This is a genomic window from Pseudomonas sp. GW821-FHT09A09 (genome assembly GCF_059418405.1).
Genome location: NZ_JBWKPU010000005.1, coordinates 24,284 through 44,990, shown reverse-complemented (window position 1 = coordinate 44,990; position 20,707 = coordinate 24,284). Strand labels below are relative to the sequence as shown.

Sequence of the window (20,707 nt, the reverse complement as noted above, 5' to 3'; positions counted from 1 at the left end):
GCGGTTCGGCATTGCATTGGAAGCGTTGCTGCAATTGGCGTTTGTCGAGTTTGCCGACGCTGGTCAGGGGCCAGCTGTGCAGGATTTCCAGTTGGTCCGGCCACTTGTGGCGCGGCAGGCCGAGGCCCTGGAAATGCTGGTGCAGGGTGCTCAAGGCAAAGGGTTGCGGTGTGTGCAGGATCACGCAGGCGCACACCCGTTCGCCCAGGCGTTCGTCGGTGAGGGCGACCACGGCGGCGTCTTGCACCAGCGGGTGTTCGCGCAGCAGTTGTTCGATTTCGGCGGCGGCAATTTTTTCGCCAGCGCGGTTGATCTGTTCCTTGATCCGCCCCTCGACCACCAGGTTGCCGTCGGCGGTCCAGCGCGCCAGGTCGCCGGAATGGAAGAAGCCTTCGGCGTCGAACACCTGGCGGTTGTGGGCGTCGGCACAGTAATAGCCGGCGATGGTGTAGGGGCCGCGCACGATCAGCTCGCCGACTTCGCCGGGGGCGACGGGGGTGCCATTCGCGTCCACCAGGCGCACGTCGTCGGCGCTGCACAGGGGCCGGCCTTGGGTATTGAGCACCACCGATTGCGGGTCATCCAGGCGGGTGTAGCAGAGCAAGCCCTCGGCCATGCCGAACACTTGTTGCAGGGCGCAGCCCAGGGCGGGCGCGACACGGGCGGCAACGTCGCTGGACAGCCGCGCGCCGCCGACCTGCAACAGGCGCAGGCTCGACAGGTCACTGTGGTCCCACTCGCGCGCCTGCAGCCACAGCTTCACCAGGGGCGGCACCAGGGCGGTGTGGGTCACGCGGTGGCGGGCGATCAGGTCGAAGGCTTCATCGGCCCCGGCCGTGCGCGAGAACACCACGCGACCGCCGCTGGACAACGCACCGATCAGCCCCGGGCAGGCCAGTGGAAAGTTATGCGCGATGGGCAGGGCGGCGAGGTACACCGAGTCCTGGTCGAACCCGCAGAGTTGCGCAGACGCCATGGCGTTGTAGGCGTAATCGGCATGGCTGCGCGGGATCAGTTTGGGGGTGCCGGTGGTACCGCCGGACAGCAACAGCAACGCGGTGCTGTGCGGGTCGACCTTCGCCGGTTCGCGCAGCGCGCCGTTGACGCTGGCCAGGGTCACGCCTTGAGCGGCCACGGCACCGGCGATGATCAACTGTTTCAGGGACGGGCACAGCGCCAATTGGCGTTCGGCCATGGGCCGGTAATCAAACCCCAGGAAGCGCTCGGCGACGATGTAGGCACTGGGTTCGGCCAGCTCGCACAGGGCCTGGATTTCCCGTTCGCGGTGCGCCGGCATGGCCAGGATCGGCCATGCGCCCACCCGCAGCAGGGCGAACAGGGTGCGGGCGAAATCGATGCCGTTGGGCAGTTGCACCAGTACGCGGTCGCCGCTGTGGATGCCGAGGTCGGCCAGCCCACCGGCGAGGCAACACACTTGATGTTCGAAGTCGCGGTAGCTCAGTTGTTGCTCGCCTTCGATCAGGGCGATGCGTGGTCCGAAGGCGCGTGCCCAGCCTTGCAGGTGCTCATTCAGGCTTTGGGGTTGCCACAGGCCGCCTCCGGTCAGGTGCTGGGCTTGAGTGTCGCGCCAATGAAGAGGGTGCATGGTTCGGGCTCCTTGTGAGGGTCGCTGGAAAGCTGGTTTGTTGAGAATCATTCTCCTTATTCAACGAATGGACTGCCCGAAACCGAACGTCATGGCCCTGATCCGAATTTTTTGGTTACAACCTTATGCCCAAAAGTGCGCAGCGTCGGCCCAGCAATAATTCCCATCCGGGGCCTGTGCGAACCGATCAGGGGAGCCGTCGACCGGCCGCTTGATCAATCATCCCGGGACACTCGAATCAGGCTGGGGATGGCGATGAAAACTGAGCAGGCCGACGCGCCAACGCCGAGCTGGCGTTGGCTGCTAAGGGGCCAGGGGCGACGATTGGGCCTGGCGGTGGCCATGGCGGTGCTGGCAGCGGCGGTGGAGTTGCTGCCGTTTTTCCTGCTGGCCCAAGCGGTGAACCGCGTGGTGCAGGGCGGGCCTGGCGTGGGGGCTGACCTGTTCACCCTGGCCGGCTGGATGGCGGCGGCCCTGCTGGGCAAATACCTGCTGTACACCCTGGCGTATTACCTGAGCCATGTGGCGGCGTATCGCGTGTTGCTCAACACTCGGCGTGCGTTGGTGCGGCATTTGTCGTGGGCGCCGTTGCCGTGGTTGAGCCGCTTGAGCAGCGGCGAACTCAAGCAGCGGGTGATTCAGGATGTGGAGCGCATGGAGCAATTTATCGCCCACCACAGCGTCGAGTGTGTGGCGGCGTTGTTGAGCCCGATCTGGGTATTCATCGCCCTGTGCTTGCTCGATTGGCGCCTGGCACTGTGTGCCTTATTGCCGGTGCCGTTGGCGCTGCTGGCCCAGGCCTGGATGATGCGCGGCCTGGGTGAGCGGCTGGCGCAGTACGCCGGGGCGGTGGATGACCTGGACGGCGCGACCCTGGAGTTCTTGCGCAGTGCACCGTTGATGAAAGCCTTCCGCCAGGACGCCCGTTCGTTCAAGCGCATGCGCGAGGCCTTGGCCCATTACCGGCAATTGATCGGCCGCATGATCGGCATGACGGTGCCCGGCTGGTCGGTGTTTGTGGTGTTGCTGGGGGCCAACGTCGTGGTGCTGTTCCCCGTGGGGTTGTGGTTGTACGGCGCGGGGCAGTTGACCCAGGCCGAGCTGGTGCTGGTGCTGATCCTGGGCACCGGCATGCTGCGGCCGTTGTTACGGGTGGCGCGGCTCAATTCCCAGGTGCAGGAAATCATGGGCGGCGTGCGTCGGTTCGCGCCGTTGCTGGTGTGGCCGCAGCCGTCGGGCGCGCGTGATCACGCCTTGAACCCGCCGCTGGAAGTGATGTTTGAAGGGGTGTCGTTCAGCTATGACCGACAACCCGTGCTGCAGAGCGTTGACCTGCACTTGCCTGCCGGGCAAATGACCGCGTTGGTGGGGCCTTCAGGCAGCGGCAAAAGTACCCTGGCCTGGTTGTTGGGTGGGTTGCTGGACGCTGAAAGCGGGCAGGTGCGGGTGAACGGTGAGTTGCTGTCGACACTCAGTGAAGCGGCCCGTGCGGCCACGGTGGGCGTGGTGTCCCAGGACGCGTTCATCTTCCAGGGCACGTTGCTGGATAACCTGCGCATCGGCAGTCCCGACGCGACCCTCGAACAGATCGACAGCGCCCTGCGCGTGGCCCAGGCCGAGGACTTTGTACGGGCCTTGCCAATGGGGCTGAACACGCCGATGGATGAGCGTGGCGTACGTTTGTCCGGGGGCGAACGCCAGCGTATCGGCCTGGCCCGGGCGCTGCTGGCGCAGACGCCGATCCTGGTGCTGGACGAGGCCACGGCCTTTGCCGACAGTCGTACGGAGCAGCGCTTTTACCAGGCGCTGCGCGCCACCTGGCCGGACAAGACCTTGCTGGTGATTGCCCACCGCCTGACCAGCATTTGCGACGCCGAACAGATCGTGTTGCTGGAGCGCGGGGTAATCCAGGCATCGGGCACTCACGGCCAGTTGCTCGCGCGCAGCGGCACTTATGCCACGCAATGGCAGCACCAGTTCGACAGCGAAGACTGGACCATCCGAGAAGGGAGTACGCAGCATGCACGGGTTGATTGAAGGGCTGCGCCAAGTGGTGAGCATTGCCGATACGCGCTCGCCGCGCCTGTGGTGGGGCTTGGGTTTTCGCGTGTTGGAGCGGGCGTGTGCGATTGCGCCGTTCTTTCTCGGGTTTGTGTGGCTGCTTGAACCCGTGATGCCGTCACTGGTGTGGCTGAGTGTGGGCTTGGCGGCGCTGTTGGTGGCGCAGTTGGTGTGTTCGCACTTCGGCCAGCTCAACAGTTTTCTTGGCGGTTATGAGTTGATGCACGGTTACCGGCGCCACTTGCTCGACCATGTGGCGCGTCTGCCGTTGGGCGCGCTTCGCCAAGAGAGGATCGGGCAACTGGGTGAGCGCCTGACGGAAGACGTCAAGCGTATCGAGACGATATTCACTCACGTGCTTGGGGAACTGCTGGCGTCGCTGGCGGTGCCGTTGCTGTTCGTCGGCGTGCTGGTGTGGGTGGACTGGCGCCTGGCCCTGGCGCTGCTGGTGACGTTGCCCTTGGCGTTTGTGTTGTTGAACCGCTTGAGCGGGTTTTTCCTGGCGGCGGGCCGGCGCAAGCAGCACAGCTTTATGCAGGCGGCGGGGCTGCTGGTGGAGTTTATCGGCGGGCTGCGCACCTTGCGTCTGTTCAATCGCGCCGGGGCGTGGCGCGAACGGTTGGACCAGCAGTTCGGCGAGATTGAACGTCACAGCCTGGGGGTGGAAGTGTGGGGCGGCAGCGCCATCCAGTTGTACCGGTTGTGCGTGGACTTGAGCCTGGTGCTGCTGTTGCTCGTGGCGGGCCTGCTGGCGAATGCCGAGCAACTGCCGGCGCTGACCTGGATGTTGTTCGCGCTGGTGGCGCCGCGTTTGCTCGACCCCTTGCTGGATGTGGCGGCGTACCTGAGCGAACTGCGCGGCCTGGCCCAGGCGCAAGCGCGGTTGCAGGCCTTGCTGGAGATGCCTGCGGTTGCCGAGCCCTCGCAGCCGGTGGCGCCACAGGGCCATGGCGTGCGTTTTTGCGACGTGGGCCTGCGTTATCCCGAACAGCCGGAGTGGGCGTTGCAGGGGTTGGATTTTGCCGTGGAGCCAGGGCAGATGCTGGCGATTGTCGGGCCTTCCGGTGCCGGTAAAAGCAGCGTGCTGCATTTGCTGGCGCGCTTTTATGACCCGCAGCAGGGGCGTATTGAACTGGGAGGCGTGGACGTGCGCGACATGCGCCTGGACCAGCTGTACGCCGCGTGCAGTTTCGTGTTCCAGGACGTGCAACTGTTTGATGCCAGCGTGCTCGACAACGTGCGCCTGGGCCAACCCGACGCCAGCCTGGCGCAGGTGAGGCACGCCTGTGCCCAGGCCGGTTGTGATGAGTTTATCCAGCGTTTGCCCCAGGGGTATGACACGCCCATCGGCGAGAACGGCCAGCGGTTGTCGGGGGGCGAACGTCAGCGTTTGTCGATCGCCCGGGCGTTGCTCAAGGACGCGCCGATTCTGTTGCTGGACGAAGCCACGGCGTCGGTCGACCCGCTGGCGCAGCATGAGATCCAGCGCGCGCTGTCACGCCTGGCCCAGGGCCGCACGCTGATTATGGTGGCGCACCGTTTGCGCACGGTGCGCCATGCCGATGTGATTCTGGTGCTGGACCAGGGGCGTATCGTCGAGCGCGGCCGCCACGCGCCGTTACTGGCACGTGGCGGGCTGTATGCCGAGTTGTGGCAACAGCAGGCGGGGTAAGGGTTATTCCAGCGCGCCGCGCCGGGCATCGCGCGGCAGTACGCCGTACTGTTTGCGAAACGCCACGCTGAAGTGGCTGATGTTGCTGTAGCCGAGCATCGAGGCGGTGTCGGTCACCCCATGGTGCTGCAGCAGTTGGCGCGCCTTGCCCATGCGTTCGCGCTGGAACAGCGCGTAGATGCTCACATCGAACATGGCCTTGAACCCACGCTTGAGCTTGAGCTGGTTGAGCCCGGTCTCGCGGGCCAGTTGCTCGATGGTGGGCGCGGCGCTGAGGTCCATCAGCAGGCGTTCGCGGGCGGCCAGCAGTTGCTTCTGTTCACGCCGGGAAATCTGCTCGCTCTGGTCCTTGGGGTTGAAGGCCTTGAGATGCCAGGCGAGGAATTCCAGGCTGGCCGAATGCACCAGCAGCGGCGAGGCTGAATCATCCCCCAGCAGGCGTTCCAGGCGCAGGGCGGCGTCCTTGATGCGCTGGTTGCCGTGGGTGGTGTGCAGGCAGAAGTTGCCCTCAATGCTGTCGCCCAGCCGCTGATAATCCTCGCCGGCCAGTTCGCTGAGGCGCTGGGGCGTGATGCGCAGTTCGAGGTTGCGGTGGGCGGGAGCGAACGCCAGCTCGAAGCGTTCGGCAGGGGCGAAGCTGGTCATCAGTTGGTCTTTGCCCAGGTGCAGGTCTTTGCGGCCGACGCGCACGTCGATATCGCCGTTGAGCATGCAGCTGAAGTGCAGGTGAGGGTTGTCGTCAATGGTGCTGATGCGCACCGCGTCCGTGGCGTTGAAGGTCACCAGGGAGACTTCCAGGCCGGGTTGGACCACCTGGGTTCGCACGTGACAGCCGGGCGGGCCGGCCTGGGGCGCGGTTTCGTCAAAGAAGGTGGAAGCGCGAAGCTGGTACATGGTCGTCCTCGCAGGCAACCGCCCAGGAGACCTGGGCAGGGGGCAGACGGCTCGCAAGTGTCCTTGTTCCTGCGCGGACCCCTGTTACGGAGAGGCCAGCGCATTGCCCGGAAATCCCTGCGAGCTTTCAAGATGGATCGCAGGCTATTACTAATCGTTCTCATTTGCAAGGTTGTAACGTGAGTCTCAGAACTCCATGCCCACCCGCACGCCCAGGGTACGCGGCTGGCCGGCGATGACCATGCCGTTGGCCATGGCGCGGGTGAAGTAGGTGGTGTCGCCCAGGTTCTTGCCGAACAGGCCGATGGTCCACTGCTTGAGGCGATAATCGATGTTGGCGTCCCACAGGGTGTAGGCGCCCTGGGACAGCGTGGCGTTCGGGTATAGATAGGATTGGCCCTGGCGCGTCAGGCCGGTGCCGACGGTGATGTGGTCGGTGGCCGCCCAGTCCATCGACACGCCGTAGCTGTGCTTGGGTGTGCTGGGGAATTGCTTGCCGGAATAGTCCACCGCGCCACGGGTGTAGTCGTCGAACTGCGCCTCAAGCAACGCGGCGTAGGCATTGACCTGCACCGACTCCACCGGACGCACCGTGGCGGTCAGTTCCAGGCCTTTGTTGTGGGACTTGCCGGCGTTGCTGGTGGAGGTCTGGCCGCCGCCGTCCTCGACGATCACCTGCTGGTCGCGCAGGCGGGTGTAGAACACGTCGGCGCCGACTTCCCACACCTTGCTCGGCGCGCGGTAGCGGTAGCCCAACTCGGCGTAACTGCCGTATTCCGGGTGGTAGGCATCGCCAGCCGCGCTGGCGGTGGTGGAGTAGGTATTGAAGCCGGACGCCTTGTAACCGCGTGCCAGCACCAGGTAGGTGAAGTGCTGGTCGTTGGGGCTGAACTCCAGGCTGAAACGCGGCAGGGCCACGGTTTCACTGACCTTGCGGTCGTTGAACGATTCCAGGCTGGCGAAGCTGGTGTCGGGCACGCCGTCGCCATCGCTGTCGAACATGCCGCCCTGGGTGCTGCTCCAGTCCATGGTGCGGCGGTTGTGTTCCACCCGCAGTCCCACGGCGGCGCGCCATTGCGGCTGGAAGCGCCAGCCCAGCTCGCCGAAGGTGGCCACGGTGTCGCCCTCGACCTTGGCCTTGGTGGCGCTGAGAAAATACGGGCTGAGGTCGAAGGTGTACGGCGCGTCGCGGCGCACATGGGACAGGAAGCCGCCCACCAGCCAATCGATGTTGCCGTTCTGGCCGTTGAGCCGAGCTTCGCCGGTGTATTGGCGAGTCTTCATGTCGTAGCCAGCAGTGCCGCCAAAGATCGATTTGGGCAGCCAGTAATCCCACTCGGTCTGGTTGGCACCGACGTTGACCACCAGTTGCGTGTCATCGGCAAAGCGCTTGCGGTATTCGCCGGTGAACAAGGTGTATTCGGTGTTGTTGGTGCCGGCGTCGGTGGCGTTGGACTGGTACTTTTTCGCCAAGTCGCGGGTGGCGAAATAGTCGTTGTCGCCATGGGTGTTCATGTGGTGCAAGCCGAAGCGCCACTCGCCGCCGTCGTCGTCCAGGTGCAGCAACTTGATACGGCCGAAACCGCTGTCCCAGCCGGCAGTATCGTGGCGGCCTAGGGTGGCGTTGGCGATCATGCCATCGTTCTTTTCGCCGCCGACGGTCACCCGTACGGCGGTGTTTTCAGTGAGGGGCAGGTTGCCGGTGACTTCGGCGCGCTGCTGGTTGTGGGTGCCGTATTCGAGCTTGACCTTGCCACCCGCCGTGAACTCCGGGTCTCGGGTGCGCAGGGCCACCAGGCCGCCCATGCTGTTTTGCCCGTACAGGGTGTTTTGCGGGCCGCGCAGGATTTCCACTTGGTCGATATCGTACAACTGGCCGAGCACCAGGCCGTTCATGGGCACGCCGTCGATGTACACGCTGTTGCTGATGCTATCGCCTTCATCATCGGAAAAACCCAGGCCACGAATGGTCAGCGATGGCGTGTGCTGGGTGAAGGTGCTGAAGTACAGGTTGGGTTGGCGCTGGGCGACTTCGCCAAGGGTGTCGAGGTGGCTGTCCTCGATTTTTTCGCCCTTGACCACGCTGACGCTGTTGGTGGTCTTGAACTGCGGCGTGTCCTGCTTGGTGGCCGTGATGACGGTGGCATCCAGCTCATCGACGGTCACATCGGCGGCCATCGCCGATTGTATCAGCGGCAGGGTGCAAGACAAAAATAAGGCACAGCGTACGGCTTGGGAGAGGGAAGTGCGTTCCATGGTGTCCACGCCTGAAGGAGAATGGCGCAAATGATACGGGTTCTCATTTTCCGCACTACCCGATTCGGGTCTTAAATCACCCGATTGCAGTGCAACGTAGCTAGCCTTTTGCCTCCTTTAGCGCAATGGCCGCGGGAGACGGTGCGTTCAGGGCCCCGGCACGGTCTGCCAGGTAACGCGCTGGCGGTTGGCCGACTGCTTTGCGGAACATAGTGATAAAGCCGCTGGCGTTCTCATAGCCCAGGTCCAGCGCCACCGTCTGTACGCTCTGGCCCTTGGCCAGGCGTTGCAACGAGAGGATCACGTGCAACTGCCGGCGCCAGCGGCCAAAACTCAGGCCCAGTTCCTCCAGCAACAGGCGCGTCATGCTGCGTTCGCTCATGCCGATGCGCACCGCCCACTGGCTGAGCGTGGCTTTGTCGGCGGGCTCGGCCAGCAGGCTGTCGGCCAGGCGGCGCAAGCGCGGGTCCTGGGGCATGGGCAGGTGCAGGGCCTCGATGGGCGCGGCCGCCAATTCATCCAGCAGCGTGTTGATCAAACGGCCCTGGGCACCGCCCTCGTCATACAGCAGCGGAAAACTCACGGCCTTGCTGATCAACTCATGTAACAACGCTGACACCGCCAGGGTGCAGCATTGCGGGGGCAGGGCGCAGGCGGCGTTGGGGTCGATCAGCAGGCAATAGACTTCCGCTTCGCCAGAACCGCGGGCCGCATGGGAGACGCCGCCGGGGATCCACAGCGCGCACTGCGGCGGCACGATCCAGATACCCGCTTCGATCTCGCAATGGATGACCCCGCGCAGGGTGTACAGCAACTGGCCCTTGCGGTGGGCGTGCTGCGCATGCTCCCAGGTGTCCGACGTGCTGGTGGCGCCCACGGCCACCACGGCGCGGGGGAATTGATCTGCATCCTTGACCATCGAGCGGTCATGCATTTCAAGGCGGTGGTGTTTCATGGCGGGGTTCACAGGTTGGCTGAATTGCGAAACAGTCTGGCTATTCTGTGCAATGCCGTCCAGCGGGCCGATCGATACAGTGAGATCCATTCTCAACAAGGAGCTCTGCCATGCGACTCGACAGCACAACATTCCCGGTGGTGAAAATCGTTTTCGACGCTCCCAACGAAGGCGGCCCGGCTGACGCTTTCCTGGTCTTCGAAGGCCTCCTGGCCCGGCGGCAAGCCTTTGTGCTGCTGCATGAAAAAGCCGTGGATGAAAGCAATCACGAACACTCCCACGAAGAGCGCAAGCACGCGTCGATCTGGATGAAGAAAAACAAGCAGGCGCTGCGGGCCTACGTCAGAGGCATGATCCAGGTTGAACCCAGCGCGGCCAAGCGCCTGGCCCTCAAGCCGTTTGCCGTGACCTTCGGCAAGGCCTGGGGCTATCCGCTGCTGGTGGTCGAGTCCCAGGACCGCGCCTGGGCGCTGGCGCGGGATGTGCTGGATGAGCAGGTGTCGGATGTGGCGCATTTCTAACGGCTATCTCCGCCCTGTAGGAGCCGGCTTGCCGGCGATAGGGTCTCGGGTTTTGCATCGCACTCAGGGACGCCATCGCCGGCAAGCCGGCTCCTACCGTTTTACCGAGGTGTTGTTCAGTCCACGCAAATCCCCCGCTTCAGGTATCCTCCGCGCCCCGCATATCACCGATTCAAAGACAGATGACAGGACAAGACATGCAGGCGATGCTTTCGTCGATCCTCGACGAAGTGCGCCCCCTGATCGGCCTCGGTAAAGTCGCCGACTACATCCCCGCACTCGCCGACGTGCCCGCCAACCAGCTCGGTATCGCCGTGTACGGCAATGACGGCTCGGCCTATTGCGCCGGCGATGCCGACACCTTGTTCTCGGTGCAGAGCATTTCCAAGGTATTCAGCCTGGTGCAGGCCATCGACCACGGCGGCGAAACCATCTGGGAACGCCTGGGCCATGAGCCTTCCGGGCAGCCGTTCAACTCCCTGGTGCAGCTGGAGTTCGAACGCGGCCGGCCGCGCAACCCCTTCATCAACGCCGGTGCGTTGGTGATCTGCGACATCAACCAATCACGCTTTGCCGTGCCGATCTTGTCGATGCGCGATTTCGTGCGACGCCTTTCAGGCAACCCGCAGATCCTGGTCAACAGCGTGGTCGCCGACTCTGAAGCCCAACACGGCGCACGCAACGCCGCCATGGCCTACCTGATGAAATCCTTCGGCAACTTCCACAACGACGTGGACGCCGTGCTGCACAGTTACTTCAACTACTGCGCCCTGCAGATGAGCTGCCTGGACCTGGCCCGCGCCTTCAGCTTCCTGGCCAACGAAGGCGTGAGCGCCCACAGCGGTGAACAGATCCTCACCGCGCGCCAGACCAAGCAAGTCAACTCGATCATGGCCACCAGCGGGCTGTACGACGAAGCGGGCAACTTTGCCTATCGCGTGGGGTTGCCGGGCAAGAGTGGGGTAGGCGGCGGGATCGTCGCGGTGGTACCGGGGCAGTTTACGGTGTGCGTGTGGTCGCCGGAGCTGAACACGGCGGGGAACTCGCTGGCGGGGATGAAGGCGTTGGAGTTGTTGAGTGAGCGGATTGGGTGGTCGGTGTTTTGAGATGAGGCTGTTCCCATGCAGAGCGTGGGAACGCGCTATTTTGCGCATGACATCAAACTGCCACTTTGCACCGCTACGCTGATGGCTACCCCCAAGGATATGCACCATGAAACGGACTTTCACTGCCTTCGCCTTTCTATTGCTGCTGGCGCTCGCCAGCATCGCATCTGCCGATATACCGGCGTCACCCGCTGCCCGTGCTTTCGTCGCCAAACAGCACATGGGCAAGAACCTGCAGCAGTTTGCACAATTAGCAGCGAAGACGACGGTGACCTACGCGATGGTTGCCGAAAAGATCGGGCCGGCCGAGGCCAACAAGGCGCTCGATCAGCAAATCACGCAATTGCTGCCCAAGTACCAGCCACAGTGGGATTTGAACCTGGCTGAGGCTTACCAGCAATCGTTTACCGATGAGGAGATGGCGTCCCTCGCCGCCGAGGGGCAGGCCTCGAAATACGCCAGCAAAGTGACTGCCAAGCAGCAAGAGGTAAGTGATCGCATGAAGGCTAAATCAACGCCTATTCTTAAGGCGTTGATCACAGATGCATTAGCGGCGTTGATGCCCCTGGGCGTTTAATAACTAGGCGGTGCTGCCCGGTCAGACTCGGGTTTTGCGCGGCTTAACAAACAAATCCAGCATCAGCCACAACGCCCCGGCGGTGATGGCGATATCGGCAAGATTGAACACGCCGGTATGCGTCGGGCCAACCTTCAACACCATGTAGTCGACCACATGACCGTCGCGGAACACGCGGTCGATCAGGTTGGCGATACCGCCCAGGGCGATGGCGTACAGCGGCAGGACTTTACGCAGCGGTTGGCTCCAGTTAGACAGCGACCACCACAGCGCCCAGGCCTCCACCACGGCAACCCCGACGATAAAAATCAGTTGCTTGACCTGCGGTGGCAACGCCGCAGTCCGCTCACAACAAAAGGGGGTCTCATCCTTGAGATCTGAAGGCCGCGAGCCTACGCCAGGTTTGTGACGAAATGATGAGCGCAGGATCAGCTCACATTGAGCCGATCCAGCAGGCTGTACCACGCCACTCCAGCGCCGATGTAGAACCGCTGCAACCCATGCATTGGCAGGCGCTGCAACGGTGTCACCGGGTAAGCAAACTCCGCCTGGCTGTCACACAAACGCCCGGCCAATTGCTGACCCAAACTGGTACACAACGCGATGCCTCGGCCATTGCAGCCCAACGCCAACGTGAGCCCCGGTGTCGGTTCGTGAACGTGGGGCATGAAGTCCCGCGTGATCGCGATCCGCCCCGCCCAGCGGTACTCGAATTCCAGTGGGCCCAGTTGCGGAAACAGCAGCGCCAGTGAGCGCTCAAGGTGAGCGAAATCCGTGGGGTCAGTGGGGTCGTTGAACAACCCGCGTCCGCCCATCAGCAAGCGCCCATGGCTGTCTTTGCGGAAGTACAGCAAGAGCCGCTGCGCAGTGGACACCGTTTCCTGCCCCGGCAAAATGCTCTCGGCCGCGCGCCCACTCAACGGCTTGGTGGCGACGATAAAACTGTTGGCCGCCAGGATGCTCTGGGCCATGCCCGGCCACAGGTTACCGCTGTAGCCATTGGTGGCCAGCACCACACGATCCGCCGTGACCTGGGCACCGCCAGCCGTCTGCAACTGCCAGCCGGAACCCTGGCGTTGCAAACCCGTTACCGCACTTTGCCCATGAATCCGTACACCCGCTGCCAACGCCGCGCCCACCAAACCACGCGCATAGGCCAAGGGTTGGATCGCCCCGGCACGACCATCCAGCCAGCCACCGGCAAAGGCCTCGCTGCCCATGCGCGAAGCTACCGCTGTCGCATCCAACGCCTGCACTGGCACGGCGCGTCGCGCCCATTGCTCGGCCCGTGCGTGCAACCCGGCCACGCCTTTTTCGGTGTATGACACCTGCATCCAGCCCTTGCGCACCGGGGCGCAATCGATGCGGTGTTTTTCGATCAACCTGAACACCAGGTCGGCCGAATTCGACACGGTGGAAATCAACGGCTCGGCACGCTCTGGCCCGTACATCTGCACCAGCTGTTCCGGGTCGTATTTAAGCGTCGGGTTGACCTGCCCACCATTGCGCCCGGAAGCGCCCCAGCCCGGCTCGTTGGCTTCCAGCACGCACACACTCACGCCACGTTCGGCCAAGTGCAGGGCGGTGGACAGGCCGGTATAGCCGGCGCCGACAATTGCCACATCCACCTTCACCGACTCATCCAACGCCGGGGTTGGCACGGCCGCCGGTGCGGTCGCTGACCACAATGACTTCATGACAGGCTCCGCGTATCGCCGGTGGGGTGCAGCACGCGGCGCAGGAAGTCCTGGGTGCGCGGTTGCTGCGGGTTGCCCAACACTTGCTCGGCTGGCCCGCTTTCAACGATGTAGCCGCCGTGCAGGAAGCACACGCGGTCGGCCACTTCCCGGGCGAAGCCCATTTCGTGGGTGACCACGATCATGGTCATGCCTTCGTCGGCGAGGGTGCGCATCACCGCCAGCACGTCGCCCACCAGCTCAGGGTCGAGGGCTGAGGTGGGTTCATCGAACAGCATGGCTTCGGGTTTCATCGCCAGTGCGCGGGCGATGGCCACGCGTTGTTGCTGGCCGCCGGAGAGTTGTTCCGGGTAGGCATCTGCCTTGGCGCTCAGGCCGACTTTTTCCAGCAACACCAGGGCTTCTTCGCGGGCCTGCTGTACGGGTTCACCCTTGACGTACACCGGGCCTTCCATGACGTTCTCCAGCACGGTGCGGTGGGGGAACAGGTTGAAGCGCTGGAACACCATGCCCATGCGGCTGCGCAGGGCGTGCACGGTCTTGCTGCCGCGCTGCACGGTTTCGCCGAACACGTTGATGTGCCCGCCGTCGTAGGCTTCCAGCGCATTGATGCAGCGCAACAGGGTGGACTTGCCCGAGCCCGACGGCCCGATCAGGCACACCACTTCGCCCTTGGCCACGTCCAGGTCGACGCCGTGCAGCACGCGGTGGCTGCCGTAGTGTTTTTGCAGTTGGCGAATCTCGATCATGCTTTTTTCCTCCGGCCCAGGTGCTGTTCCATGCGGCGCAGGCCATACACCAGCGGCAGGCTCATCAGCAGGTAGAGCAGGGCGACCAGGGTGTAGACGGTCATGTTCTGGAAGGTCGACGAGGCGATCAATTGACCCTGGCGCGTCATCTCCGCCACGGTGATGGTGGACACCAGGGACGAGTCCTTGAGCATCATCACCAGCGTGTTGCCATAGGGCGGCAGCGCGATGCGAAACGCTTGGGGCAGGATCACCCGGCGCATCATCAGCACCGAGCGCATCCCCAAGGCTTCGGCGGCTTCACGCTGGCCCTGTTCCACGGCGATGATGCCGGTGCGGAAGTTCTCGGCCTGGTACGCCGAGTAGGCGATGCCCATGCCGATCACACCGGCATAGAACGCGGTGAGGTGCACGCCCATGTCCGGCAGCACGAAGTAGATGTAGAACAGCTGCACGATGATCGGCAGGCCACGGATCACGTTGATGATGGTGCTCGCGGTCCACGACAGCGCACGGATCGGCGACAGCTTGAGCAGCGCCAGCACCAGGCCGATGGCACTGCTGAGCAGGAACGACAGCACGGTGATCTGGATCGTCACCCAGGCGCCTTGCAGCAGGATCGGCAGGAAATCCTGGGCGTTTTGCAGGAACTCGGTCGGGTTCATGGGCGCACCTGGGTATCAAGCCCCCACTTCTTGAGGATGCTGTCCAGGGTGCCGTCGGCCTTGATGCTGGCGATGGCGCTGTTCAGGCGTCCCAGGGTCTGGGTGTCGCCCTTGCGCACCACCAGGCACACTTCGCCGACGTTGGTGGGTTTGTAGTCGGCGGCCAGTTTCACGCCTTTGAACAGCTTCTGGCGGATCTGGTAGGCCACCACCGGCTGGTCGCCCACGGCGGCCTTGATGCGGCCCAGGGACAGGTCGCGGACCATCTCGCCGATGGAGTCGTAGGTGCGGATTTCCTTGAAGATGCCGAGCTTGTTCAGTTGGTCATAAAAGATGGTGCCGGCCTGCACGCCGACCACCTGGTCTTTGAGGGGGGTCAGGTCGGGGTAGCTGGCGTTGTCATCGGCGTTGATGATCAGGCCTTCACCGTAGGCGTACACCGGGGCGCTGAAGTCGACGACCTTGGTGCGTTCCTCGGTCTTGAGCATGCCGGCAGAGATGAAGTCCAGCTTGCCGGAGGTGAGGGAGGGAATCAGCGCGGCGAAGTTGGTCTGTTCGATCTGGCTGGTGAAGCCGCCAGCCTTGCCCACGGCCTCGGCCACGTCGACCATCACCCCCTGAATGCTGTTGCTCTTGATGTCGAGGAAGGTGAACGGCGAACCACTGGCCGTTGCACCGACTTTGTACGAGGACGCACTTTCTGCGTGCACGGCGCTGGCGCAGAGCGTGGCGCACAGGGCGAAGGCAAGGCGGCGAAACAAGGGCGAAAGACTGTTCATCGGGTTACTCCAGAAGGAAAACGGAAAGTCAGTACCGCAAGCGGCTGCCGATGAAAACGCAAGCTCTATGCCATTTCGATTGATAAAAATCGTATTTCGCTATAGAAAATCGACAAAATGAACCATTCGTATCGATATGCGATATTTAGTGGTCTATTTTTGTGTTTTACGGTAGAAATATCGCCACGCCTGAGCCACCTACGCCGCGAGTCCGCCATGTCTGAAGAACGCAACAGTTTGCACAACCAATCCCTGGAAAAAGGCCTGTCGGTGCTCAAGGCATTCAGCGCCCAGCGCCGCAGCATGAGCCTTGCAGAGGTGGCCGAGGCGGCCGGCATGACCAAAAGTTCGGCCCAGCGCATGGTGTTTACCCTCGAAAGCCTGGGTTACCTTCGGAAACACTCGCGCACACGCCATTACCAACTCACACCTCGGGTGCTGGAGCTGGGCTTCAGCTACCTGGATGCGCATTCGTTGATCGAAGTGGCCAACCCGTTTCTGTCGGAACTGACCCGGCTGACCGGCGAAACCTCGTGCCTGACCGAGCCTGCGGGCTACGACATGACCTACATCGCACGATTCGTCAGCTCGGGGTTTGTGCCGGTGCACATGCCGATCGGCTCGCGGGTGCCGATGTACTGCACGGCGTCGGGGCGCGCCTATTTGAGCGCGCTGCCGCAGGAAGAAGCGCTGGTGTTGATCGAGAACAGCCAGCGTATTGCCCACACCAGCCAGACGCTGACGGACGTCGAGCAGATTCTGCAATCGTTGCAACAGGTGCGCGAGCAGGGCTACGCAGTGAATGGCCAGGAACTGTTCCTGGGTGACATGACCATCGGCGCGCCCGTGCTCGGCGCCAATGGCCGCCCGGTGGCGGCGGTGCACGTGGTGGCACCCACCAGCCGCTGGACTCGGGCGGATGCAGAGCAGCAGCTGGCGCCGGCGTTGTTGCAGTGTTCGCGAGCGCTGAGCAACTCAGCCCGTAACCTGGAATAACTCCACCCTCACATCCGCTGCCAATCCACTGTAGGAGCCGGCTTGCCGGCGATGGCGGTGTGTCAGTCAGCACATAGGGCACTGGAAGACCGCTATCGCAGGCAAGCCAGCTCCCACAGTTGATCTCATTGGGCTTGAGGGTATCAACTGACACACCACCATCGCCGGCAAGCCGGCTCCTACAGCAGCCCAAACAAAAAATGCGCCCCGTGGGGCGCATTTTTTTGGTCAGCTATCGCCTATCAGGCAATCGCATCCCACGCACGATCACCGTGCTCGTCCTTGATGCGGGTCGGCAACCCCATCACGTCCAGCGCCTTCAGGAACGGCTCGGCCGGCAGTTCCTCGACGTTGGCCATGTGTTTCACATCCCACTCGCCACGGGCAACCAGCAGCGCAGCGGCCACCGGTGGCACGCCTGCGGTGTAGGAGATGCCCTGGCTGTCAGTTTCAGCGAAAGCTTCTTCGTGACATGCCACGTTGTAGATGAACATCTCATGCGGCTGGCCGTCCTTGGTGCCCTTGACCAGGTCGCCGATGCAGGTCTTGCCGGTGTAGCCAGGGGCGAGCGAAGACGGGTCGGGCAGCACGGCCTTGACCAGTTTCAGCGGCACCACTTCCAGGCCTTCGGCGGTAGTGACCGGCTTTTCGGAGAGCAGGCCGAGGTTCTTCAGCACGGTGAACACGTTGATGTAGTGTTCGCCGAAGCTCATCCAGAAACGCACGTTGGGCACGTCGAGGTTTTTCGACAGCGAGTGCACTTCATCGTGGCCGGTGAGGTAGAGGTTCTGCGAACCGACAACCGGCAGGTCATCAGTGCGTTTGACTTCGAACATGGTGTTGCTGGTCCACTGGCTGTTCTGCCAGCTCCACACCTGTCCGGTGAACTCGCGGAAGTTGATTTCCGGGTCGAAGTTGGTGGCGAAGTATTTGCCATGGGAGCCGGCATTGACGTCGAGGATGTCGATCGAATCAATGCGGTCGAAATGCTGTTGCTGCGCCAGCGCGGCATACGCGTTGACGACACCCGGGTCGAAGCCCACGCCAAGGATGGCCGTGATGTTCTTCTGTTTGCACTCTTCCAGGTGGTTCCATTCGTAGTTGCCGTACCACGGCGGGGTCTCGCAGACCTTGCCCGGCTCTTCGTGGATGGCGGTGTCGAGGTACGCAACGCCCGTGTCGATGCAGGCACGCAGTACCGACATGTTGAGGAACGCGGAACCCACGTTGATGATGATCTGCGAGTCGGTCTCGCGGATCAGGGCCTTGGTCGCTTCCACGTCCAGGGCGTTCAGCGCGAAGGCTTGGATGTCGGCGGGAACCTTGAGGCTACCCTTGGCCTTGACGCTGTCGATGATGGCCTGGCATTTGGAGATGTTGCGCGACGCGATAGCAATACGACCGAGTTCGTCGTTGTGCTGCGCGCACTTGTGGGCCACCACCTTGGCGACACCTCCTGCACCAATGATAAGAACGTTCTTTTTCAATTGCTTTATCTCTCCTTTATCCGCCAGCTTACGAAAGGCTGAACAGGTAGTCGTCGTAACCAAATTCACGAACCACCTCGACAGTACCGTCGAGTTGTTTCACTACGATGGACGGCATTTTCAGGCCGTTGAACCAGTTTTTCTTGACCATGGTGTAGCCTGCGGTGTCGATGAACGACAGCCGATCGCCGATGGCCAGCGGACGATCAAATTGATACTCGCCGAAGATGTCCCCGGCCAGGCAGGATTTGCCGCACACCATATAGGTATGTTCGCCTTCGCTTGGCGCCAGCTTGGCGTTGAGGCGATAGATCAGCAGGTCCAGCAGGTGGGCTTCGATGGAGCTGTCTACCACGGCCAGGTTCTTGCCGTTGTAGAGGGTGTCGAGCACGGTGACTTCCAGGGAAGCGCTGTTGGTGATCGCCGCTTCGCCGGGTTCCAGGTAGACCTGCACGCCGTACTTTTCGGAGAACGCCTTGAGGCGGGCGCAGAACGCGTCCACGGCATAGTCTTCACCGGTGAAGTGGATGCCGCCGCCGAGGCTGACCCACTCGACCTTGTGCAGCAGCGCGCCAAAGCGTTCTTCGATCACACCGAGCATCTTGTCGAACAGGCTGAAGTCGCCGTTCTCGCAGTTGTTGTGGAACATGAAACCGGAGATCTGGTCGATCACGCCTTCGATCTTTTCCGGGTCCCATTCGCCCAGGCGGCTGAACGGGCGCGCCGGGTCGGCCAGCAGGTAGTCGGAGCTGCTCACCTGCGGGTTCACACGCAGGCCTCGGGTCTTGCCTTCGCTACGTTCGGCAAAGCGCTGCAGCTGGCTGATGGAGTTGAAGATGATCTTGTCGCAGTTATCCAGCATCTCTTCGATTTCATCGTCGGCCCAGGCCACGCTGTAGGCGTGCGCCTCGCCTTCGAACTTCTGGCGACCGAGCTTGAGCTCGTACAGCGACGACGACGTGGTGCCGTCCATGTACTGCTGCATCAGGTCGAACACCGACCAGGTGGCAAAGCACTTGAGCGCCAGCAACGCCTTGGCGCCGGACTGCTCGCGCACGTAAGCGATCTTCTGCATGTTGACCAGAAGCTTCTGTTTATCGATGAGGTAGTACGGCGTTTTGATCATTTTTGAGAGCCTGCGGCGGTGCCTGCCAAAAAAGGACACGCATTGTGCCCGCACTTGGATCGAATCGAAAGGTTAGCCGGCGGATTTTGCCCGCATCACTTTTGAAACCGCCTACAAGTCTGGCGAATTCTCGTGACTGTTTGACGCGTGGTCGTCGACAAGTGCTGTGGTAAAGCCCCAACGCTGGAACTCCGCGGTGAATTCATCCAACTGCAGAAAACCCAGGCAAGGGAACGCGCCGGTTTGTGGGAGCTGGTTTTTTGCAAGTTTCAGCGCGAGCAGCAAGGCAGCCATGCAGGGGATCTCCGGGCCGTCGCCACCCGGTGCGGTGAGGTGCCAGGTGAGCGAGCCAGGTTGGCCATCGCTGCGCAAGCCTTGCACCTTGACTTGCATCGCGCCGGTCTCGCTGCCGAAGCGGTCGAGCACACGGCTGGAGAAAGCGTCCAGCCTGGCGGCATAGCGGCTGATTGGCAGGGGCAGACCGAGTCGGCGCAAGGCGGCGGCGAGCCACAGGGCCACATGTTGGATGGGTAGTTCAAGGGCGGCATGAAAGGCCACATCGCGCACGCCCGGGTAGCGCTGTGGAAAGAGCGCCAGGTCTGGCACATCGCAGGCGGCGCCCCAGCGCTGGCCGATCTTCGCAAAGCTGAAGCGGCGCAAGTCCTGCCAGCCGAACTGACGGGTCCAGGCACCGTCGTTCCAGCGCTCGAATTCCAGGCCCGCATAACCGAACACGGCCTGGATGGTTGCGACGCCACGGCTGGCTTGCTGGCCGGGGGCGATGACGGTCTGGAGGCTGTCAATGCGGCTGAAAGAGTGGGCCAGGTGATCGACCACGGCAGAGGACAAGCCGGGTACGCTGCTGGCGCCGGAAATCGCCAGCACACCCGCCGCTTTTGCCTGCTCATCCACGTTCGCGGCGAACTGCGCGACAAAGTCGCGGCCGTCTGCCAGGTCCAGGTAATGCGCCCCGGCTGCACATGCCGCCTTCGCTACTCGGTAATCCTGACCTTGAAAGGGCCCCGCGCAATGAATGACCAGGCCGGGTTTGGCTTCAATCAGGCGCTGCTCAAAATCGGCGGCGCTGATATCCAGGGGCAGCGTGGCCACGCTCTGCCCGTCATCCAAGGCATGCAGGCCTCCACGCGAACTGCGACTGGCGGCGACCACCTCGATACCCGATTCAGACGCCAGGCGTCGACAGATCCGCAGCCCGAAATTGCCCAGGCCTCCAATGACAATGACGCGCATGGTTCTTCCTTGAGGGGGAGGTGAGGGCGGCAGTATAAAGGGTGACCCACCGCCTTCGTAGCCTCGCTAAAGCTCGACAACTCCCACAGGGGATCTGTGTCGCAACGAAGATCCACTGTGGGAGCTGGCTTGCCTGCGAAAGCGGCGGCACAGGCAATAGAGATGTCGCCTGACCCACCGCCTTCGCAGCCTCGCTATAGCTCGACAACTCCCACAGGGGTTTGTGCAGCGGCGAAGATCCACTGTGGGAGCTGGCTTGCCTGCGAAAGCGGCGGCACAGGCAACAGCGATGTCGCCTGACCCACCGCC

At 62.8% G+C, this 20,707-nt stretch carries 17 protein-coding genes and 1 pseudogene; 6 read left to right on the top strand and 12 right to left on the bottom strand.

What is annotated here, in order from left to right:
- Positions 1 to 31: 31 nt before the first annotated feature.
- Positions 32 to 1,606, bottom strand: a pseudogene (locus AC07OV_RS05735) ((2,3-dihydroxybenzoyl)adenylate synthase); the annotation flags it as partial.
- A gap of 255 nt (positions 1,607 to 1,861) precedes the next feature.
- On the opposite strand from AC07OV_RS05735, the gene AC07OV_RS05730 reads away from it, so the two are divergent.
- Positions 1,862 to 3,643: an ABC transporter ATP-binding protein gene (locus AC07OV_RS05730; RefSeq protein WP_495091763.1), complete on the top strand. Its 1,782-nt coding sequence runs from the start codon at positions 1,862 to 1,864 to the stop codon at positions 3,641 to 3,643.
- Entirely contained in the window at positions 3,627 to 5,339 is a 1,713-nt protein-coding gene (locus AC07OV_RS05725) for an ABC transporter ATP-binding protein (protein ID WP_495091762.1), read from the top strand. Before AC07OV_RS05730 ends, AC07OV_RS05725 begins: the two co-directional genes overlap by 17 nt.
- Before the next feature lie 3 nt (positions 5,340 to 5,342).
- Here the strand turns inward: AC07OV_RS05725 and AC07OV_RS05720 are convergent, their stop codons facing one another.
- The 3 genes from AC07OV_RS05720 to AC07OV_RS05710 form a co-directional block, all read right to left on the bottom strand.
- Entirely contained in the window at positions 5,343 to 6,233 is an 891-nt protein-coding gene (locus AC07OV_RS05720; RefSeq protein ID WP_176995628.1) for a helix-turn-helix transcriptional regulator, read from the bottom strand.
- A 186-nt stretch (positions 6,234 to 6,419) separates the two neighbouring features.
- Positions 6,420 to 8,489 (bottom strand): TonB-dependent receptor, encoded by a 2,070-nt coding sequence (locus tag AC07OV_RS05715; RefSeq protein WP_495091761.1) that lies wholly within the window; start codon positions 8,487 to 8,489, stop codon positions 6,420 to 6,422.
- Between the two features lie 100 nt (positions 8,490 to 8,589).
- Positions 8,590 to 9,444 (bottom strand): AraC family transcriptional regulator, encoded by an 855-nt coding sequence (locus tag AC07OV_RS05710; protein ID WP_495091852.1) that lies wholly within the window; start codon positions 9,442 to 9,444, stop codon positions 8,590 to 8,592.
- Between the two features lie 110 nt (positions 9,445 to 9,554).
- Between AC07OV_RS05710 and AC07OV_RS05705 the strand changes: the two genes are divergently transcribed.
- The 3 genes from AC07OV_RS05705 to AC07OV_RS05695 all read left to right on the top strand — a co-directional run bounded on the left by AC07OV_RS05705 (position 9,555) and on the right by AC07OV_RS05695 (position 11,648).
- Positions 9,555 to 9,965 carry a hypothetical protein gene (locus tag AC07OV_RS05705; protein ID WP_495091760.1) on the top strand — a complete coding sequence of 137 codons (411 nt, stop codon included), beginning with the start codon at positions 9,555 to 9,557 and terminating at the stop codon, positions 9,963 to 9,965.
- Between the two features lie 197 nt (positions 9,966 to 10,162).
- Positions 10,163 to 11,071 carry a glutaminase B gene (gene glsB, locus AC07OV_RS05700; RefSeq protein WP_176995631.1) on the top strand — a complete coding sequence of 303 codons (909 nt, stop codon included), beginning with the start codon at positions 10,163 to 10,165 and terminating at the stop codon, positions 11,069 to 11,071.
- Between the two features lie 106 nt (positions 11,072 to 11,177).
- Complete coding sequence (locus AC07OV_RS05695) at positions 11,178 to 11,648, top strand: hypothetical protein (RefSeq protein WP_494996928.1); 471 nt, start codon at positions 11,178 to 11,180, stop codon at positions 11,646 to 11,648.
- Between the two features lie 21 nt (positions 11,649 to 11,669).
- Here the strand turns inward: AC07OV_RS05695 and AC07OV_RS05690 are convergent, their stop codons facing one another.
- From AC07OV_RS05690 to AC07OV_RS05670, 5 genes are all read right to left on the bottom strand, one after another.
- A complete protein-coding gene (locus AC07OV_RS05690) occupies positions 11,670 to 11,981 on the bottom strand; it encodes a signal peptidase II (protein ID WP_494996929.1) in 312 nt (103 codons plus the stop codon).
- Between the two features lie 95 nt (positions 11,982 to 12,076).
- Positions 12,077 to 13,345: an NAD(P)/FAD-dependent oxidoreductase gene (locus AC07OV_RS05685; protein ID WP_495091759.1), complete on the bottom strand. Its 1,269-nt coding sequence runs from the start codon at positions 13,343 to 13,345 to the stop codon at positions 12,077 to 12,079.
- The gene (locus AC07OV_RS05680; protein WP_176995635.1) at positions 13,342 to 14,094 is read right to left on the bottom strand and encodes an amino acid ABC transporter ATP-binding protein; all 753 of its coding nucleotides are present in this window, start codon (positions 14,092 to 14,094) and stop codon (positions 13,342 to 13,344) included. Before AC07OV_RS05680 ends, AC07OV_RS05685 begins: the two co-directional genes overlap by 4 nt.
- Positions 14,091 to 14,759, bottom strand: coding sequence for an amino acid ABC transporter permease (locus AC07OV_RS05675; RefSeq protein ID WP_176995636.1), 669 nt, complete (start codon positions 14,757 to 14,759; stop codon positions 14,091 to 14,093). The genes AC07OV_RS05680 and AC07OV_RS05675 overlap by 4 nt, the downstream gene beginning before the upstream one ends.
- The gene (locus AC07OV_RS05670; RefSeq protein ID WP_495091758.1) at positions 14,756 to 15,538 is read right to left on the bottom strand and encodes an ABC transporter substrate-binding protein; all 783 of its coding nucleotides are present in this window, start codon (positions 15,536 to 15,538) and stop codon (positions 14,756 to 14,758) included. Before AC07OV_RS05670 ends, AC07OV_RS05675 begins: the two co-directional genes overlap by 4 nt.
- A gap of 216 nt (positions 15,539 to 15,754) precedes the next feature.
- Between AC07OV_RS05670 and AC07OV_RS05665 the strand changes: the two genes are divergently transcribed.
- A complete protein-coding gene (locus AC07OV_RS05665) occupies positions 15,755 to 16,534 on the top strand; it encodes an IclR family transcriptional regulator (RefSeq protein WP_176995638.1) in 780 nt (259 codons plus the stop codon).
- Between the two features lie 242 nt (positions 16,535 to 16,776).
- Here AC07OV_RS05665 and AC07OV_RS05660 read toward each other — a convergent pair whose 3' ends face one another.
- From AC07OV_RS05660 to AC07OV_RS05650, 3 genes are all read right to left on the bottom strand, one after another.
- Complete coding sequence (locus AC07OV_RS05660) at positions 16,777 to 18,021, bottom strand: saccharopine dehydrogenase family protein (protein WP_495091757.1); 1,245 nt, start codon at positions 18,019 to 18,021, stop codon at positions 16,777 to 16,779.
- Between the two features lie 28 nt (positions 18,022 to 18,049).
- Positions 18,050 to 19,147, bottom strand: coding sequence for a carboxynorspermidine decarboxylase (gene nspC / locus AC07OV_RS05655; protein WP_495091756.1), 1,098 nt, complete (start codon positions 19,145 to 19,147; stop codon positions 18,050 to 18,052).
- A 111-nt stretch (positions 19,148 to 19,258) separates the two neighbouring features.
- A complete protein-coding gene (locus AC07OV_RS05650; RefSeq protein WP_495091755.1) occupies positions 19,259 to 20,398 on the bottom strand; it encodes a saccharopine dehydrogenase family protein in 1,140 nt (379 codons plus the stop codon).
- Positions 20,399 to 20,707 lie beyond the last annotated feature (309 nt).

Excerpts from the sequence above, each read along its gene's own strand:
- AC07OV_RS05730 (WP_495091763.1), top strand. The coding sequence starts at position 1,862 with ATGAAAACTGAGCAGGCCGACGCGCCAACGCCGAGCTGGCGTTGGCTG.
- AC07OV_RS05725 (WP_495091762.1), top strand. The coding sequence starts at position 3,627 with ATGCACGGGTTGATTGAAGGGCTGCGCCAAGTGGTGAGCATTGCCGAT.
- AC07OV_RS05720 (WP_176995628.1), bottom strand. The coding sequence starts at position 6,233 with ATGTACCAGCTTCGCGCTTCCACCTTCTTTGACGAAACCGCGCCCCAG.
- AC07OV_RS05715 (WP_495091761.1), bottom strand. The coding sequence starts at position 8,489 with ATGGAACGCACTTCCCTCTCCCAAGCCGTACGCTGTGCCTTATTTTTG.
- AC07OV_RS05710 (WP_495091852.1), bottom strand. The coding sequence starts at position 9,444 with ATGAAACACCACCGCCTTGAAATGCATGACCGCTCGATGGTCAAGGAT.
- AC07OV_RS05705 (WP_495091760.1), top strand. The coding sequence starts at position 9,555 with ATGCGACTCGACAGCACAACATTCCCGGTGGTGAAAATCGTTTTCGAC.
- glsB (WP_176995631.1), top strand. The coding sequence starts at position 10,163 with ATGCAGGCGATGCTTTCGTCGATCCTCGACGAAGTGCGCCCCCTGATC.
- AC07OV_RS05695 (WP_494996928.1), top strand. The coding sequence starts at position 11,178 with ATGAAACGGACTTTCACTGCCTTCGCCTTTCTATTGCTGCTGGCGCTC.
- AC07OV_RS05685 (WP_495091759.1), bottom strand. The coding sequence starts at position 13,345 with ATGAAGTCATTGTGGTCAGCGACCGCACCGGCGGCCGTGCCAACCCCG.
- AC07OV_RS05680 (WP_176995635.1), bottom strand. The coding sequence starts at position 14,094 with ATGATCGAGATTCGCCAACTGCAAAAACACTACGGCAGCCACCGCGTG.
- AC07OV_RS05675 (WP_176995636.1), bottom strand. The coding sequence starts at position 14,759 with ATGAACCCGACCGAGTTCCTGCAAAACGCCCAGGATTTCCTGCCGATC.
- AC07OV_RS05670 (WP_495091758.1), bottom strand. The coding sequence starts at position 15,538 with ATGAACAGTCTTTCGCCCTTGTTTCGCCGCCTTGCCTTCGCCCTGTGC.
- AC07OV_RS05665 (WP_176995638.1), top strand. The coding sequence starts at position 15,755 with ATGTCTGAAGAACGCAACAGTTTGCACAACCAATCCCTGGAAAAAGGC.
- nspC (WP_495091756.1), bottom strand. The coding sequence starts at position 19,147 with ATGATCAAAACGCCGTACTACCTCATCGATAAACAGAAGCTTCTGGTC.
- AC07OV_RS05650 (WP_495091755.1), bottom strand. The coding sequence starts at position 20,398 with ATGCGCGTCATTGTCATTGGAGGCCTGGGCAATTTCGGGCTGCGGATC.